This is a genomic window from Anabaena sp. FACHB-1237, from assembly GCF_014696225.1.
In the GTDB taxonomy this organism is placed as follows: domain Bacteria; phylum Cyanobacteriota; class Cyanobacteriia; order Cyanobacteriales; family Nostocaceae; genus FACHB-1237.
In genome coordinates, this window is record NZ_JACJPV010000002.1 from 184,414 (window position 1) to 202,440 (window position 18,027).

General features: G+C 38.1%; 17 protein-coding genes. 8 read left to right on the forward strand and 9 right to left on the reverse strand.

Features of this window, described 5'->3' with window-relative positions:
* Positions 1-27: 27 nt before the first annotated feature.
* The 5 genes from H6F32_RS01695 to rimP all read right to left on the reverse strand — a co-directional run bounded on the left by H6F32_RS01695 (position 28) and on the right by rimP (position 6,629).
* A complete protein-coding gene (locus H6F32_RS01695) occupies positions 28-255 on the reverse strand; it encodes a hypothetical protein (RefSeq protein ID WP_199294437.1) in 228 nt (75 codons plus the stop codon).
* Between the two features lie 306 nt (positions 256-561).
* The gene (gene infB, locus H6F32_RS01700; protein ID WP_190367603.1) at positions 562-3,696 is read right to left on the reverse strand and encodes a translation initiation factor IF-2; all 3,135 of its coding nucleotides are present in this window, start codon (positions 3,694-3,696) and stop codon (positions 562-564) included.
* Between the two features lie 429 nt (positions 3,697-4,125).
* Positions 4,126-4,395: a YlxR family protein gene (locus tag H6F32_RS01705; protein ID WP_190367604.1), complete on the reverse strand. Its 270-nt coding sequence runs from the start codon at positions 4,393-4,395 to the stop codon at positions 4,126-4,128.
* A gap of 117 nt (positions 4,396-4,512) precedes the next feature.
* Positions 4,513-5,796 carry a transcription termination factor NusA gene (gene nusA, locus H6F32_RS01710; protein WP_190367605.1) on the reverse strand — a complete coding sequence of 428 codons (1,284 nt, stop codon included), beginning with the start codon at positions 5,794-5,796 and terminating at the stop codon, positions 4,513-4,515.
* 371 nt (positions 5,797-6,167) lie between these two features.
* The gene (gene rimP / locus H6F32_RS01715; RefSeq protein WP_190367606.1) at positions 6,168-6,629 is read right to left on the reverse strand and encodes a ribosome maturation factor RimP; all 462 of its coding nucleotides are present in this window, start codon (positions 6,627-6,629) and stop codon (positions 6,168-6,170) included.
* A 141-nt stretch (positions 6,630-6,770) separates the two neighbouring features.
* Between rimP and H6F32_RS01720 the strand changes: the two genes are divergently transcribed.
* Positions 6,771-7,769, forward strand: a complete 999-nt coding sequence (locus H6F32_RS01720) for a zinc-dependent alcohol dehydrogenase family protein (protein WP_190367607.1) — start codon at positions 6,771-6,773, stop codon at positions 7,767-7,769.
* Between the two features lie 308 nt (positions 7,770-8,077).
* On the opposite strand, the gene H6F32_RS01725 is transcribed toward H6F32_RS01720, so the two are convergent.
* Positions 8,078-8,218 (reverse strand): hypothetical protein, encoded by a 141-nt coding sequence (locus H6F32_RS01725; protein WP_190367608.1) that lies wholly within the window; start codon positions 8,216-8,218, stop codon positions 8,078-8,080.
* 217 nt (positions 8,219-8,435) lie between these two features.
* Between H6F32_RS01725 and H6F32_RS01730 the strand changes: the two genes are divergently transcribed.
* Positions 8,436-9,308 (forward strand): S-methyl-5'-thioadenosine phosphorylase, encoded by an 873-nt coding sequence (locus tag H6F32_RS01730; RefSeq protein WP_190367609.1) that lies wholly within the window; start codon positions 8,436-8,438, stop codon positions 9,306-9,308.
* A gap of 302 nt (positions 9,309-9,610) precedes the next feature.
* On the opposite strand, the gene H6F32_RS01735 is transcribed toward H6F32_RS01730, so the two are convergent.
* Positions 9,611-10,231: a (2Fe-2S) ferredoxin domain-containing protein gene (locus H6F32_RS01735; protein WP_190367610.1), complete on the reverse strand. Its 621-nt coding sequence runs from the start codon at positions 10,229-10,231 to the stop codon at positions 9,611-9,613.
* 294 nt (positions 10,232-10,525) lie between these two features.
* A complete protein-coding gene (locus H6F32_RS01740; RefSeq protein WP_190367611.1) occupies positions 10,526-11,419 on the reverse strand; it encodes a cation diffusion facilitator family transporter in 894 nt (297 codons plus the stop codon).
* Between the two features lie 278 nt (positions 11,420-11,697).
* Here H6F32_RS01740 and H6F32_RS01745 point away from each other — a divergent pair, with 278 nt between their 5' ends.
* Both H6F32_RS01745 and H6F32_RS01750 read left to right on the forward strand, forming a co-directional pair.
* Positions 11,698-12,048 (forward strand): hypothetical protein, encoded by a 351-nt coding sequence (locus tag H6F32_RS01745; protein ID WP_190367612.1) that lies wholly within the window; start codon positions 11,698-11,700, stop codon positions 12,046-12,048.
* Between the two features lie 120 nt (positions 12,049-12,168).
* On the forward strand, positions 12,169-13,389 hold the full coding sequence (locus H6F32_RS01750; protein WP_190367613.1) for an FIST N-terminal domain-containing protein: 1,221 nt from the start codon (positions 12,169-12,171) through the stop codon (positions 13,387-13,389).
* Here the strand turns inward: H6F32_RS01750 and H6F32_RS01755 are convergent.
* Positions 13,372-14,553, reverse strand: coding sequence for a metallophosphoesterase (locus H6F32_RS01755; protein WP_190367614.1), 1,182 nt, complete (start codon positions 14,551-14,553; stop codon positions 13,372-13,374). The genes H6F32_RS01750 and H6F32_RS01755 overlap by 18 nt on opposite strands.
* Positions 14,554-14,720: 167 nt before the next feature.
* Here H6F32_RS01755 and trmB point away from each other — a divergent pair, with 167 nt between their 5' ends.
* The 4 genes from trmB (at position 14,721) to H6F32_RS01775 (ending at position 17,707) form a co-directional block, all read left to right on the forward strand.
* On the forward strand, positions 14,721-15,356 hold the full coding sequence (gene trmB / locus H6F32_RS01760) for a tRNA (guanosine(46)-N7)-methyltransferase TrmB (RefSeq protein ID WP_190367615.1): 636 nt from the start codon (positions 14,721-14,723) through the stop codon (positions 15,354-15,356).
* A gap of 60 nt (positions 15,357-15,416) precedes the next feature.
* On the forward strand, positions 15,417-15,662 hold the full coding sequence (locus tag H6F32_RS01765) for a DUF29 family protein (RefSeq protein ID WP_242031014.1): 246 nt from the start codon (positions 15,417-15,419) through the stop codon (positions 15,660-15,662).
* A gap of 85 nt (positions 15,663-15,747) precedes the next feature.
* The gene (locus H6F32_RS01770; protein WP_190367650.1) at positions 15,748-15,927 is read left to right on the forward strand and encodes a hypothetical protein; all 180 of its coding nucleotides are present in this window, start codon (positions 15,748-15,750) and stop codon (positions 15,925-15,927) included.
* Between the two features lie 127 nt (positions 15,928-16,054).
* A complete protein-coding gene (locus tag H6F32_RS01775) occupies positions 16,055-17,707 on the forward strand; it encodes a DUF1565 domain-containing protein (RefSeq protein ID WP_242031015.1) in 1,653 nt (550 codons plus the stop codon).
* The last annotated feature ends 320 nt before the right edge of the window (positions 17,708-18,027 follow it).

An 18,027-nucleotide genomic window follows, 5' to 3' on the forward strand; every position in this document is an offset into this window, starting at 1 on the left:
TTTACTTTTCAAAAGGTAAACTAACGGTTAATAAGCTAAGGTTTCTAAAGTTTCTCGCAAATAGATTTGTACCTGTTGCTCTAAAAGCAATTCTTCTAATTCCATTTTAGTTTCTAATTGCCAATGCTGAAATCCTGAAGTTGCTGATATGGCATACTTAAGATTATGCCATATCTCTGAATCATTATTAAATGGGCGATCGCTGTGGATGTCAGTTTTAGCTACCACATTGCTAAAAGTTGGAAATTGAGCCATAGTTTGCCATTCCTGATTAATAACTTCCACCAGTCAAATAATTTCTGATCTACCATTACTGGTATCACATTAAACTGTGAAATTCTTGTGAATCCTTCATATAGGATAATGGCGCTATACCTGGTAAATCTGTGTCTATCGTCACTAAATGTAATATTTTTTTACAAAAAATTGGATCGAGAAGTGCAGAGTATTAGCCATAGAATGCTGAGTTATTAATATTTTGGTAAATATTTGAGTGTTGAAATTAAAAATTGTCCCAATTCAACACTCATTAACTCAGCAATCATCCCTGAATGCACGGGCTTATCTTGTCAGAGTGAGGGTACGGCGTTTAGTTACCATTTGATAGGCTTCAATGATATCATTTTCTGCCCAATCATGGAACTTATCAATACCGATCCCGCATTCATAACCTGCATTAACTTCACGGGCATCTTCCTTGACTCGTTTGAGAGAATCTAGGACACCTTCGTAAATTACCTTGTTTTGGCGACGTACTCGGACTTTACAGTTACGGAGTAATTTACCAGATTGTACATAACAACCAGCAACAGCACCGCGACCTACAGGGAATACTGCACGTACTTCTGTTTGTCCTAATGGTTCTTCTACTAGTTCAGGTTCCAGTAGACCTTCTAACGCGCCTTGGATATCTTCTAACAGTTTGTAGATGATATTGTATTCTCTTACATCTACACCTGCTTCATCCGCAGCTTGTCTAGCACCACTGGCATAAGTGGTATTAAAACCGATAATTACGGCGTTACTAGCTGCTGCTAAGTCTATATCTGTTTCGGTAATTTCTCCCGGTGCAGATAAAAGCATTCTGATTTGCACTTCGTTTTGAGGTATTTGTTTCAAAGAGCCAATAATTGCTTCCACAGAACCCTGTACATCTGCTTTTAAAATTAAATTGAGTTCTTTCAACTCGCCTTCTTGAGCTTGAGCAGATAGGGTTGTGAGAGTAACGCGACCTTGTAACAAGCGGGACTGACGTTGTTTGTCTGCGCGATCGCCAGCTAAAGCACGAGCTTCTTTTTCATTTTCAAACACTTCAAATTCATCACCGGCGGCGGGAACATCGCTTAAACCTAGCACTTCCACAGCCCAGGATGGACCTGCACTTTCCACTCTTCTACCGCGATCGTCCACCATAGCGCGGACTTTACCGAAGGCTGAACCTGCTACTAACATATCACCCACACGGAGAGTACCGTTTTGGATCAATAGGGTAGCTACTGCGCCCTTAGCCTTATCTAAGTGAGCTTCAATTACCGTACCTTTAGCGGAGCGATCGGGGTTAGCGGATAACTCAGCGACTTCAGACACGAGTAAGATCATTTCCAAGAGAGTATCCAGATTTTCACCTTTCATGGCACTCACGGGAACCATAATGGTTTCACCACCCCAATCTTCAGCCGTGAGGCCATAATTGGTCAGTTCTTGTTTAACCCGTTCTGGTTGTGCGCCCTCCTTATCAATCTTGTTAATAGCCACCACAATAGGTACACCTGCCGCTTGAGCGTGACTAATAGCCTCAATAGTTTGGGGACGGACACCATCATCAGCTGCTACCACAAGAATAGCGATATCTGTCACCCTTGCACCCCGTGCGCGCATTGCTGTAAATGCTTCGTGGCCGGGAGTATCAAGGAAAACGATTTGATGGGATTTACCTTCGTGTTCAATATCCACATGGTAAGCACCAATATGCTGGGTAATACCACCTGCTTCTCCTGCCGCCACCTTAGTTTTGCGGATAGAATCCAAGAGAGTGGTTTTACCGTGGTCTACGTGACCCATAATTGTCACCACAGGAGGACGGCGCATGAGATGATCCAAGTCAGAGAACTCAATCATTTCTGTGACTTTACGAGCTTCTGCTTCCCGTTCCACTGTTTCTACTTCTACTTCTAACTCCTTAGCTACGAGAGTAATAGTAGGAATGTCCAGATTTTGGGTGATACTCACTGCCATACCCTTCATAAACAGGATTTTGACAATTTCGGTATCTGCGATTACTAAAGCCTCTGCTAACTCTTGTACAGTGAGTGGACCTGTCACATTGAGGATAGCGGGACGCTCCTGTTTCTGTTCTGCTTCCTGGGGTTGACGGCGGTTTTGCTCACGGGTTGTGGGAGCTTTTTTCGCGCCTTTTGTGGTTGGACCTGCCGGACTTTGGGTAGCAGCAGGACGGGCTGATTTAGGTTTAGGTGGACGGGCAATGGACAGACTAACTTGAACTGCTGAGGTAATTTCCAGCCCTGTTTCATCGAGGAAATCATCTTCTTCAAAATCATCATCAATGATCGGTTTAGAACGTTTTCCCTTGACTCCAGACTTCGACTTTTCTTTAATTTCGTCCAGGCTCTCTTCTTCTTGCCATTTTTTGCCACCTTTAGGAGCACGGGGTGGGGTGGGACGTTTTAAGTCTAGTAGTTCAGGAATTACGGCAACTTCTTCCAATATTTCCTTTTTACCTAGATCCTTTTTCCCAGGTCCGCCTGCCATTGGTCTGGGTGGAGTAGCTATGGGTGCTTCTACCGGACGGGATGGACGGGGTCGCTGTACATCTCCACTGGGGGCAGATGGTTTACTACCACGTTCAGATTTTACCGGTGCGGGAGTGCTGCGTCCTGGTTTTTGTGGACCTGGGGCTGATCCTTGATCACTTTTGGGTTTGTTGCCTCTACGCTCGTTGTTTTTTGCTGTGGGACGATCTCCTGTACGCTCTTCTTCCGATTTCGCTGGGCGATCGCGTTTAAGAATTGGTTTTTCCCCAGTAGATACCTGTCCACTGCTCACTTTACCATCTCCTGGTCGTGCTGGTGGCGATGATAACTGGGGTTTGGCGGATTTTTGTGGTTTTTCCGGTTTCCCTTTCGCTAGTTTTTGTTCTGATTTTTCCGCTACTGGTTTTTCTGCCACTGGTTCAGGTTTAGATGCTGGTTCAGGCGGTGACGGATGGGATTTTTGCGGACTTTCAGATTGATTTCGGGGTACTGGTCGTGATGCAGGTGCAGGGGGCTTGATAGCAGAATTTGGTGCTGCAAAAGGCTTGGGAGGTGCAGGATGATTAAGTTCAGATGAAGCACTAGCAGCTAAATCGCTATCAGAACGAGAATTAGGGTTTCTCAATACTTTAGGTTTTAGAATTTCCAAGATTTGTTGTTTGTGATTTGCAGTAGGACGGTTTTGTGAGCCAGGATAGTGGGAATTTAGCCTATGCCTGTTGGTACTTTTTTCTTTTCTGGCTGCTATTTTCGCGGCCACCAATTTTTTGGCGGCAGTGCGAATTTCTTCAGCTTCAGATTCTGAAATTGTACTACTATGGCTTTTAACAGGAATATTAAGCTGTTCGCAAATTGCTAATAGCTCTTTATTATCCAAATTCACTTCCTTTGATAAGTCATAGATTCTAACTTTTCCGTTATTCATCCACTCTTTCCCCTATAATTTACAGTTTTAACGGATGGTTGCCTGGTCTGTGACATCTCCACCCTGGGATCACTGTTTTTTAGGTTGCCCTCGGTGATATGCTCGGTGCCTCCATTGAGGAAAGAAAGATGCGTGGGTTTAATCTTGACGTTTCCACAAGGGGTGGTAAATGTCAAATTGCGCCGATGCGCTACCAGGTTGCCACATTTGAGGTTTTTGTTTTGTTGATTCTGAGTCTTCCACGACACAATCAAGAAAAACTGACTGGGAGTAGGGCTGTCAAATTTTACCAGGGGTAACAATTTTAGCAATTACACCCCCCTACTATTTTGGCATTAACCTTAGCGATTCTAAAGAATTATTGTGAGGTGGCAAATATTTGGCTACTACCCACAATTTTGGACTAATTATCGCTATGAGTTATTACCATTATGAAAGTTGTTGGCGATCGCTAGGATCTATTCTTTCCCATAGGATTTGATACAATGTATCTGGTACTGTACTATGGAGCGATCGTCCTAGTCTGTTTTTTTTCTGAGCGGCTTGTAGGCAACTCTCCTGTGGGCAAATATAAGCAGAACGCCCCATGCCCTGATCTAATTCTACATTGCCAGAGGGAAAGATGCGGACTACACGCCAAAAGTCTTGTTTTAACTTGACTTGGCGACAACTGACGCAACGGCGATAATTTGGCTTCATAACAGGAAACAAGAAATAGGGAAAAGAGTTGAAAGTATCTTAATGCGTGAGTTTTGTTCTCTATTTGTTGTATACTCTCCAAGGGTATACCGCTAAATGATTGAGTTTTTTGCGAATTTATGCTTCCTCTTCTGGAGCTAAATTATCTGTTTCTAATTCTAATTCTTCCGTAATTTCATCTTCCCTTGCTTGAGTGTCATTGTCGTCTTGTTGTTGTTGTTGCTGATGCTGCGCTCTCACTTCTGCAAATTTAGCATCTTCGGCCGCATAATCATATTTGGCTTTATCTTTAATGTCTATTTTCCAACCTGTGAGTCTAGCTGCTAACCTGACATTTTGTCCTTCTTTTCCTATGGCTAAACTTAATTGATCTTCAGCTACTAAGACATGGGTTTGTCGAGTTTCTGGATCCATCAATCTCACTTCATCTACCCGCGCTGGGCTTAAAGCATTAGAAATATAAGTAGCTGGATCTGGAGACCAGCGAATCACGTCTATTTTTTCACCTCTTAACTCATTTACCACTACTTGAATACGTGATCCCCGCGCTCCAATACAAGCACCTACGGGATCTACATCTCGATCTAAGGTATCTACGGCAATTTTTGTTCTTGGTCCAACAAAACGAGATGGTGGGTTAGCTTCTCTGGCTACTGCTACTATTCTTACTACCTCATCTTCTATTTCGGGAACTTCGTTAGCAAACAGATATACCACCAACCCCGCGTCAGCACGAGATACCATTAATTGTGGTCCTCGTTGTTGTCCTTGGGATACCTGTTTTAAGTATACTTTAAAGGTCGCATTTGCTCGATAGTTATCGTTGGGTAATTGTTCCCGTTTGGGTAATTCTGCTTCTACTTCTGGTTGCCCAAAATTGCTGGTGACAGCTAAAACTACTGATTGTCTTTCAAATCTTAACACTCTTGCTTGTAATACTGTACCTTCTAAATCATGAAATTCTTCCTGCACCATTTGCCGTTGTTGATCTCGCAATTTTTGAGCTAATACCTGTTTGGTTTGCATGGCTGCCATCCGCCCAAATTCTCCTTGATCGGGAGTAACATCCAAAACTACTGAATCTCCTAATTGCGCTTCTGGTGCTACTTGTTGAACCTCCTCTAAGGAAATTTGATGATCATTATTACTCACTTCTTCCACTATGGTTTTTGTGGAAAGCACCCGAAATCCTTCTCCTTCTATATCTAATTCTACTTCAAAATTATCAAAGTAATTTTCATCAAATTGTCTACGTTCTAAATTTTGAGCGCGACGATAACGTTCATAACCTTTAAGCAGGGCTTCTCTAATAGCTGATTGTACTGCAAGACGTGGTAAATTACGTTCACTACTAATACTTTCAATTAAATTTTTTAATCCAGATAAAGTCACCATTGACATACGCAAACTCCTAATTTTTAACGAATTTTCAAGTTGTCTAAATTGTCTAAATTTTTTAAATTCAGTTTTTTGGATGCAATTTTTGGGAAAAGATAGCGGAAGGAATTAAAAATTTCAGGACTTACCCAACTGGCACATAGGAGGCCTCAGATATCAACACTCTGTTTATTTACAGAATTTATGCGTACTAAATCACAAGAAAACAGATTTTTAGTGTGGTACTGATGTAAGTTCTAAATTTTTTAAACTCTAAAATTTAATTCTTTCTTTAATCTCCTGATAACAAAGTTTACCGAAGCGTGATAACGTGACGTAAAGTATGGGAATTGTATTAAAGTGCAATTACCAATTACCAATTACTAATTACCAAATTAGCCTTTTTCTTCTAGTTGTACTTTAGTAATGAGGTCACGGGGAATTGCTACCATACGACCTTTTTGATTAAGATAAACTGTGGTTTCATCTCGACGTACTAAATTACCTATCCACTGTTCTTGATGATTAAAAGGTGGTGATGTTACAACAATTACAGGAAATCCTTTAAACGAAATAAACTCCCTATCTGTAACTAGTTGCCGGGAAATTCCGGGACTGGATACCTCCAACACATAAGCATCTGGAATGATTTCTGCCGCATCTAATGAGGCTTCTAGGGATCGGCTCATCCTTTCACAGTCATCCAGTCCGGTGTCTTGTTCTGGGTTACGGATATCTACTCGTAGTGCTGGCGGGTTTTGGTTGGTATGAAAAACTATACCAACAAGTTCTAACCCTAGTTCTGCTGCTACTGGCGTGGCTAATTCAATCAGTTGTGGAATTAAAGGATGAGTCATGGGAAAATTCAATAAAAAAAAGTGGGCTTATACCCACTTCCGGCGATAGAAATATCTTCCAAGAAGTATTCGGACAAACTGACATTAGTTCGCCGATAAGATGAGTGTAGCGTATTTCTTTGATAAGTCGTGAGAAAAACTATGAAAGCTATTGTGATGTCCTATTCTGGTAAGCCGGAAGTCCTGCAATTACAGGATGTTCCCCAACCTCTACCTACTCAGAGGGAAGTTTTAATTCGCTTGTTGGCCGCTGGTGTTAATCCTATTGATACTAAGTTACGTCAACGTGGTACTTTTTATCCTGAGAATATGCCAGCTATTCTAGGCTGTGATGGTGCGGGTATTATTGTGTCTGTAGGTTCTCATGTCCAAGGTTTTCAACCTGGGGATGAGGTTTATTTCTGTTATGGTGGTTTGGGTGATCATCAAGGCACTTATGCTGAATATACTACGGTAGATTACCGCTTTGTGGCTTTAAAACCTAAGTCTGTTTCTTTTGCGGAGGCTGCTGCTGTTCCTTTGGTGTTAATTACTGCTTGGGAGGCTTTATATGAACGCGGGAGGCTTGAACCGGGAGAAAAGGTGTTAATTCATGCTGGGGCTGGTGGTGTTGGCCATGTAGCTATTCAATTGGCTAAACTTAAGGGGGCTGATGTGGCTACTACGGTTAGTAGTTTAGAAAAGTCCAATTTTGTGAAACGGTTGGGCGCTGATAAGATAATTCTATATAAGGAATCTAATTTTGTAGATGCTGTTTTAATTTGGACTAATGGTGAAGGTGCAGATTTAGTTTTTGATACGGTGGGTGGGGATGTTTTACAAAGTTCTTTTCCTGCGGTGCGGCTTTATGGCGATATTGTGACTATTCTTGAACCTGCACCTAATACTGTTTGGAAGGTGGCGAGAAATCGAAATTTACGTATTGGTTTGGAGTTGATGTTAACGCCAATGTTATTAAATAATATTCCGGCTTTGGAACATCATGGGGAAATTCTCAAAGAATGTGCAGGTTTAATTGATGATGGTAAGTTAAAAATTCATGTAAGTCATGAGTTTCCTTTGGTTGATGCGGTTAAGGCTCATTCTTTTTTGGAGGCTGGTTCTATTACTGGTAAAATTGTTTTAATAATTGACAATTGACAATTTTCAATTGATGATTCTAAAATAATCGGCGTTGCTGATTAAGGCTATGATGAAAGTTTCACGCAGAGGCACTCCAGGTACACAAGAGTAAGATTTTCATTTTTGTAACTTTTCCATTTCATACTCTAATTCAGCAAGGCTAAATAATCTAACATCATCTAACATCAAAAATCTCAAATTAGAATAATAGCAGGCAAGATGCCTGCACTAGTTTGTTATTAAGTTGTTTATTGTTATTTGGTATCTACAAAGCAGTTTTTTATGTTGATTCATGTTAGTTAATCTATTACTTTAATTAATCCTCTTTATAGTCCATCAAATACGTGGGTTATTTGTGTGCGATCGCTTTGATCTAGTCCTTGTTTTGATGGCAGTATAGTCATGGGTAAATGTTGATATTGTCTGCTAATTTTCCCAATGGAAAATATTTGGTTGAGATGATTCATTATTCCGCATATTGTTGTTGTTGACTAATTTTTGTATGTGCGATCGCTGAAAGATTTATGATTACTTTTATTTTTAGAATATACGATTTGAGATATATTTTGCACTCGTATGCCTACAGAATTACAAAAAAAATTATTACTTGGTGTTTACATATATCTAAAGGCTGATTTTCGATAAAATTACTGATGTAAGAAATTGGATGATAGGTTAATTTTTATGACGGTAGCAAGAGTTGGAATTATTGGTGGGAGCGGGTTGTATAAGATGGACTCGCTGGAGAATGTGGAGGAGGTAGAAGTTTCTACTCCTTTTGGTGCGCCTTCGGATGCGATCATTCTTGGAAGTTTGGGAAATATGCGGGTAGCTTTTTTGGCACGTCATGGTCGTAACCATACTTTGTTACCTGGGGAAATTCCTTTTAGAGCGAATATTTACGCCATGAAGAAGCTGGGGGTGGAATATCTCATATCGGCCAGTGCTGTGGGTTCTTTACAAGCTGAGGCTAAACCGTTGGATATGGTAATTCCCGATCAGTTTATTGACAGGACGAGGAACCGCGTGTCGACGTTTTTTGGGGAGGGTATTGTGGCTCATATTGCTTTTGGTGAGCCGATTTGCAAGAATTTAGCTAGGGTTTTGGGGGAGGCGATCGCTGCTTTAAATTTACCTGATGTAACTTTACATGAGGGAGGTACTTATGTATGTATGGAGGGTCCGGCTTTTTCTACTAAGGCCGAATCTCATTTATATCGCAGTTGGGGGGCTAAGGTTATTGGCATGACTAATTTACCGGAGGCCAAGTTAGCACGGGAGGCAGAAATTGCTTATGCTACTTTAGCTTTGGTAACGGATTATGATTGTTGGCATCCTGATCATGATAGTGTAACGGTAGATATGGTAGTTGCTAATTTACATAAAAATGCGGTAAATGCTCAGGAGGTTATTAAGCAAACTGTGAAGCGGTTAGGTGAAAACCCTCCTGTGAGTGATGCTCATTCGGCTTTGAAGTATGCTATTTTGACTAGGTTGGATGTTGCTCCGGTGGAGACTAGGGAAAAGTTAGGTTTGTTGTTACAAAAGTATTTGTAAGGACAGAAAAAAATAAAATGTAGGGTGCGTCAGACAGTATAAATCATGTAAATAACCAAATTGTTGATATCTGACGCACCTTACAACAGATTTTTTAGTGTGACACTTGCGTAAGTCCTATTGATAATAATCTTGCAAAAGGGTAATACTGCATTATGAAGTGCGGAATTTGGGTTAACAAATGTGTTGGGTTTCGCTGTTGCTTAACCCAACTTACGATAGCACTTTCCGTTATTATGAGGTACAAATGTTAATGATAAAACCCTTGTAACACAGGCATCTTGCTGTGTTCATAGTGTACCTCATGTAGATGGAATGCGCTGTAAAACTTTGACTTTATATTTTGACTCTATTTCTACATCTTTCCCAAAATGCTTATCCACTAAAATGGGAAGTTGTGCAGATTTGACTTTTGTGTAATGGGTTTTATCAGGCATGATTAAATTAGGTCCAGCTTGACAATTTTTCATACAACCAGTACCTTTAATAACTACTGTATCTTGTAAATTGCGATCGCTCAACTCCTTAACCAAAATTTCACACATCATTTTACCACCACGCTTCATACAGTCTGATTTTTGACAATACAAAATTGTTTGTTTTTTAATAATTTGGTTTTTATTTTCTTGTTGCTGCTTAATACCATATTCCCGGTGTCCTCCAGTCATAACCAATTCTGCTTTAAATGTAAATTTACCCTTTTTAACATCATACTTTTTACTTCCCACCACTTGTAACCAAGTACCACGAGGTAAACTTAAATTAAAAGCTACTCGTAAGTTTTTAGCTAATTTTATATAATATTCACCATCGGAAGTGTTTAAAATTAGACCTTTTAGCCTATTACCATCCTTGATCACGAAATCTAAAAATCTACCCTCTAAACAGAATTTTGATACATTCAAACTAGTAGATATACTCATTATTTCACCTGGATTTTTTCAAGAATCAAGAAAAATACTACAAAATGCGAGATATTTGCAGTTAAGAAATAGTAAACACAAGGTTATAACTCCTGTTTTGCATTACTTACCAGGAATTAACTTGAGTTATATAATTTTTATCTCTTTAACTAAGTATACATTAAATGCAAATAATTATCATTAATTTTGCAAAAAATTCTCATTTTGTCAGCTTAATTACCTATATTCAAGGATTTTACTCAAGTAAACTAAGGATGTTGAGAATTATGAGCATTGCTATACAACTAGCAAATACTAGAGATCATAACTAATATGTTCTGATTGATAGGATGGTGGTTCAACGTGAATTAATATTCTTACTGGTGTAAAACGTTCTTCTAATTGTTTTTCCACTTCTTCTGTAATTGTATGGGCAGTTTCTACATCTGCTGCATTGACTATTAAATGCATTTCTATAAAAACTTGACGGCCAATTATACCACGAGAGGCGATATCATGACAATTTACTACACCAGGAACAGAAGTGGCGATCGCATGAATTGTTTCTGGTGGGATGGCCATTTCATCTACTAAGGAAGGTAAATTTTCCTTTAAAACTGACCATCCACTCCAAAATACTAGTAAAGCTACAGGAAAAGCCAGTACAATATCTAACCATTGATAACCTAACCATACACCTATTAAACCTCCCATAACGGAAATAGTTACCCAAACATCACTCATGGTATGAGTTGCATCTGCTATTAAAATCGGACTTCCTACTCTTCTACCTACTCCACGCTCATAAAAAGCTACAAATATATTTACGCCTAATACTATCAACAATAACCACAGTTCTATTGGTGTAATTCTTACGGGTTCTCCACCTTTAATAATGCGTTCTATTGCTCCCTGGAGAATTTCAAAACAGGCGATACCTAAAAATGCGGATATACCTAAAGCACCAACCGCTTCAAATTTATGATGTCCATAGGGATGTTCACGATCTGGAATAGGCGAAGAAAATTTACTAGTAACTAAGCCTAATACGTTATTAGCACTATCAGTAACACTGTGCAAGGCATCAGCTAATAAACTTAATGAACCAGTGTAGTATCCTACTACTGCTTTTAATCCCATGACAAACAAGTTCAGTAGTAAGGTAATAATCAGGACTTTTTTTACTTCCGCACGGTTATCATAAATCATATTGTTATCTGGTGTTGATTTGGATAATAATTTTGCATGAGAATGGATAAGAACTTATCTGTATGAGGTTTTCAGGACTTACGCAAGTGTCACACCAAAAACCTGTGGTATGGTGCATCAGATGTCAAGAATCTGTTTATTTGCGTAATTTATACAGTCTGACGCACCCTATATACCAGTTCCGTAAGTAAGTCCTGTTAATATTTGATCACCAATTAGCAATTACGAATCACCTATTTAGGGTAATATATTTAATTAATATTTATTTTTTAAGAAATATGACATCTACACCGTTAACATTAAATTTAGTGGCAGGTTCAGTTTCCTTCAGTTTTTCCCAACAAGCTGCCGAGGAATTAAAAGCGGAAATTAATCAACTAATGCAACGACTAAAAACAGTTGCGGCTAAATCTACCTCTGGTGGAGTCAAGGTCATACCTCAAGCTAATTTAGAATATCGTTATACAGGGGAGGTATTTGTAGAAATATTTTGTAATCCTAACATTTGGCCAACTCCTTTTGCGGCTAAAGTGTTGTTAACTATCCGTAATCTAGGGATTAAACTAACTACAGAGGCAGAATTAACCAGAATTATTGAAGATGTCAATCAATATTTAGAACAGTTTTAACTTTATTATTTGTTTGTCATGCTATAATTAGTGGTCTAAAAAGTAGCATTTCTCAGTGTTTTTCCTTTTTCTGAATCTTTAGCTACACAGTACCAAGTTCATCTCACAAGCCCAAAACTCATGGCAGATCAAATGCAATGGGCTAATGCCCTATCAAATCGTTCTTCTTTAGAAGCGGCAGTAACAGAAGTGGTAGAAAAAGCTGTTTCATCTTTGACAGTACCTGCGGATCTAGGAATAGTGTTTATTTCATCTGCGTTTATGAGTGAATATTCGCGGCTTTTACCTTTATTAAAAGAGAAGCTGTCTGTTGGTGTGTTAATTGGTTGTAGTGGGGGTGGTGTTATTGGTACAAGGGATCAAGGTAATACAGAGGAGATTGAGGCTGAACCAGCTTTAAGTTTAACTTTAGCCCACCTCCCTGGTGTGGAAATTAGACCCTTTCACATATTAGGTGAAGAATTGCCAGATTTAGATAGTTCACCACTGGCTTGGGTGGATGTAGTAGGTGTATTACCAGAACAAAAACCACAGTTTATTTTATTATCTAGTCCTTTGGGTGCAGGAACTAACGATTTATTACAAGGTTTAGATTTTGCTTATCCAGGTGCGGCAATTGTGGGAGGATTGGCCAGTAGTGGGTTTATGAATGGGAGAATTGCTTTATTTTGTAATGATCGGTTGTGTCGAGAAGGAACGGTGGGAGTTGCTTTAAGTGGTAATTTAGTATTAGAAACTATTGTAGCCCAAGGTTGTAGACCCATAGGTGAACCTTTACAAGTCACTAAGGCAGAAAGAAATATTATTATTGAGTTGTCAGAAAAAGTTCCTTTGGTGGTTTTAAGAAATTTAATTAATAGTTTGAATGATGAAGAACGCAGTTTAGCCCAACATTCTTTGTTCGTGGGTGTGGCTATGGATGAATTTAGGGTAAAATTACAATCAGGTGATTTTTTAATTAGGAATATTTTGGGGGTAGATCCTAATGGTGGGGCGATCGCAATTGGCGATCGCATTCGTGCCGGACAAAGGTTACAATTTCATCTCAGAGATGGTGAAGCATCGGCAGAAGATTTAGAAATTTTACTACAAGAATATCACAATCAATCTATGGGTAAACCTGCTCCTTTAGGGGCGTTAATGTTTACTTGTTTGGGACGTGGTACTGGGCTTTATAATAAAGCTAATTTTGATTCTCGTTTATTTCATAAATATGTACCTGATATTCCCATAAGTGGTTTTTTCTGTAGTGGTGAAATTGGTCCGGTTGGTGGTAGAACTTTTTTACATGGTTATACTTCTGTATTTGCTATTTGTCGCTCTTTAAGTACCAATTGGTAATTGGTAATTAGGTAAAATATAATTCTCCCTCCTCCCGACTTCTAACTCCTGACTCCTAATTAACAGTGTACTGTAATTATCAATTAAGGCTTTATTACCATTTTTGATGGCACTATATTCTTCAATATAACTACGCACATGATGGGGAAAATGGGGATAATGTAACATAGCATCACCATCAGCTATTTTTGCCCAAAAATCGCATAAATTAGGGGCTAAATTTCGCGCTTCTTCTAACGGTAAATTTAAAGGTGGGAGGGTCAGTAACTTAATTAAAAAAGGTTGGGAGCGATCGCTCATCCATTTGTGTGATAATGTTTGTAAGTTAGGAAAATCAGGAACAGATTCCACGCGATGAGAAACTATTTGTAACCATTCTCTTCCTACTTCATCTTGACTATATTCTAACACTCGATAAGGATGAGGATAACTGACTAATGAACCTGTGGTAATATCATATATACCATCATCACAAGCCACATCTTGCACGTGCAAATGTCCAGTAAATACTAATTTTACTTCATGTTTTTTTAAGATTTTTCGCAGATCAATGGCATTTTCTAACATATATCTATTAGCCAGAGGATGATCCGCTTGATTTGGTAAATGTTCCACTATATTATGATGGATCATTACAAAAATCAATTCATTTTTATCCCGTTTTCTGATGGTTGATAATTCATTTTCTAACCATTGTAATTGTTGATCATCTACTCTACCAATTTGCTCATTTTTATGGTTAAATGTATTAGAGTTAAGACCAATTAATCTTAATCCTGGTGACAATTGACAACTATAATAATGTTGTTGAGGATTATCATAACCAAACTTATGATAATATTTGGGAAAATCAGCAAATCCTATAGATTGTTCATTGGCCATTAATACGGGAAGATCATGATTTCCTGGAATTACATAACTAGGAAATGGTAATTGTGATAATCTATTTTGTAACCATTGATGATTTTCTGCTTCTCCATGTTGGGTTAGATCTCCAGGAATTAACAAAAAATCTAAATCTAATTGTGTTAAATGTTCTAAAACACTTTCAAAAGCAGAAATACTAACTTCTACTAAATGAAATCTACTAGGATGATCCCAAATAGTTTGAGGAAGTGCAATATGTAAGTCGCTAACTATAGCAAAACGGAAATTAAGTGACATTTTCGTGATATTGATTAGAGGAATGTTAAAAATTGCAAAGATTATAAAAAAATTAAGCCAGACATTAGGTTTATTTTTAGTATAACTCTTAATATGTACCTAAAATTCAGATCCCCGACTTCTTTAAGAAGTCGGGGATCTGAAATACAAATAAAGGAGTGTCAATTTTGTCACCAGTAAGAGTTCGTCAGCACGTTAACCCTTTAGCCCGTAAATTTCAAGGGAGTACGGATATACCTAAATGGGAAGAAGTTTATCAAAATTATCAACAACCTGTACATTTAGATATTGGTTGCGCTAGGGGTAGATTTGTATTACAAATGGCACAAATAGAAGCAAATTGGAATTTTTTAGGTTTAGAAATTCGTGAACCGTTGGTCATAGAAGCTAATAGAATTAGGGATGAATTAGGATTAACAAATTTACATTATATATTTACTAATGCTAATAATTCTTTAGAGTCATTATTATCAAGTTTACCATTAGGAATTTTGCAAAGAGTGAGTATTCAATTTCCTGATCCTTGGTTTAAAACTCGTCACGCAAAACGTCGAGTTGTACAACCAGAGTTAGTTAATGAGGTAGCAAAATATTTAGCGGTGGGTGGAGAAGTATTTCTTCAATCTGATGTACAATTTATAGCGGTGGAAATGTGCGATCGCTTTCGAGAAAATGCCAATTTTCAACAGTTAGGAAATACCACCTGGTTAGCAGAGAACCCCCTACCAGTTCCCACAGAAAGAGAAATAGCAACACACAAGAAAGGAGAACCAGTATATAGGGCTATATTTGTGAGAAAATAATTCCCTCCGTAATTGCCTTTTAGTGCCGAATTTCTAGCATTTATGATAGGATAAATCTAATTGATCAAGAAGAGAGTTTACACTATCTTAAACGTAATAACCCTTGATGAAATGGACTTTCATCTGTGGTTAGAACAAACTGCTATTCTTCTCAAAGAAAGAAAATTAGATCAATTAGATATTGAAAACTTACTAGAAGAAATTGAAGCAATAAGTCCCAGGGAAAAAGACACTTTAGAAAGTAATTTAACTCGCGTACTTCATATCAACCAAAAAAAGGTTAAAGGATTACGTATTAAAACTTAAAATATTTGATAAACTATGTAATTTTAAGAACAATAAAAAATAAAATCAAGGAAATATTCGCATATTACAAAATCAGGTGCGAAATATGGAATACATAACAGAAGGAATAAAAAAATCCAGCGAAACAAAAAACACCTCACTTTTGTCAAAAATGCCAGGTAATAAAAAACCAGGACTTACGCAAAAGGGAACGAAAGTAGAGGTAATTCATAAATTACCTCTACGCAAGAATCAGGTTTTCAGTCACATCTTGCGTAAGTCTTAAAAAGGATCAAGTTTGAATTTTTATGAACTAATTTCTCTCTTAGTGCCTTTTTAATGTCACTATGCAACTGAAACTGAAAGAAAATCATTTAATAGTCAACAGTAAAATCAAACATCAGGACTTTCCAATGATCAATTTTTCTCCTTTAACCAGTTTAACAGCCGTATTATTGATTGCTGCTAGTTCTGGACTTATTTCCGAGCAAGTCAAAGCAGAAAATAAACAGCTACAGACACCACTATTAACAGCGCAAATTCCTGCTGGAGCTACTGTACTTTATGTAAATCCGGCACAGGGAGATGATAATAGTGGTAATGGTGGTGCAACTGCTCCTTATAAAACCATTACTTTTGCTTTGACTAAAGCCCAACCAGGAACAGTAATTAAATTAGCACCTGGTACTTACAGTAAAGATACTGGTGAAAAATTTCCCTTAGTTGTCAACTCAGGTATTACACTTTTTGGTGATGAAGCTAACAAAGGACAAGGAATATTAGTAATTGGAGGTGGTTATTTTACCAGTCCTACTTTTGCTAGACAAGATACTACTGTATTAGCTAAAGATAATACAAATTTTTCAGGTATTACCTTTACTAATCCTAATTCACGAGGTACAGCTATTTGGGTAGAATCAAGTAATCCTGTAATTGTCAATAGTACCTTTATTAATAGCCTTAGAGAAGGTATATTTGTCACAGGAACAGGCAACCCACGTATTGAAAATAACATCTTCTTCAAAAATCAAGGTAATGGAATATCTATTACCAAATCTTCTCAGGGGACAATTCGCAGTAACTTGTTTCAAAATACCGGATTTGGTTTAGCTATCGGTGGTAACTCTACACCACTGGTAGAATCAAATAATATTACTGAAAATACAGATGGTTTGTTTATTTCTGACTCTGCTAAACCGATTTTGCGGAAAAATGCTATTCAGAAGAATAAACGAGATGGTGTTGTTGCTACTATTACTGCATTTCCCGACTTAGGAACACAGGATAGTCCTGGTGGTAATTTAATTAAAAATAATGCTCGTTATGATGTCAATAATGCCACTAAAAATCGTATTGTTGCCATTGGTAATGATATCAACCAAAAACAAATTTTTGGCTCTGTAGATTTTGTTGCTACTACTATAACGACACCTCCTGATAATACTGGTAATAATAATCCTCCTAATAATTCCGGTGGTACTGTTACCTTTAAGGATGTACAACCAGGTTACTGGGCAAAAGCATACATTGAAGCTTTAGCTAGTCAAAATATTCTGGCTGGCTTTGCTGATGGTACTTTTAAACCAAATGAACCAGTAACTCGTGCTCAGTTTGCAGCTATTATCAATAAGGCTTTTAATCCCCAACCGATACGCACTGCAATTAAATTTAAAGATGTAAAGACTAGCTATTGGGCTTATAATGCCATTAAAGTAGCTTCCAGTAGTCCATTTCTATCTGGTTATAAAGACTTAACTTTTAAACCTGAACAAAAAATTCCTAGAGTACAAGCGCTGGTTGCTTTAGCTAATGGTCTAGGTTTAACTGCAAACAGTAGCACTATCCTTGGTATTTATGTTGATGCTGCTGATATTCCTAAATATGCGGTTGATCCTGTAGCCGCAGCTACTTCTAAACAATTAGTGATTAATTACCCTCAAGTTAATCAACTTGCACCTAATCGTCAAGCAACTAGAGCAGAAATAGCAGCTTTTGTTTATCAAGCATTGGTTAATGCAGGCCGCGCTCAACCTATTCCTTCTGCTTATCTTGTACCTGGCCAGTAGTACAATGATAGGTTTTTGGTGATCATTAGATCCCTGACTTCTAAGAGAAGTTGGGGATTAGAAATTGATGGCTGTTCTAAAAGGTTTTTGGAAAAGTATTGAGTTTTAGGGCTGACGCAAGTGTCACACTAAAAAATCTTTTGTAGGGTTAGGGTGCGTCAGATATCAACAATTTGGTTATTTACATGATTTATGCTGTCTAACGTGGTTAGTGAGCTTGTCGAACCACAACCTACCAATGTGCCATCTGCGTTAAGTCCTTGATTTTATTACATCCATTGCTGTCAACTTAATGTAAAATAAATTCATAGACTGGGAAT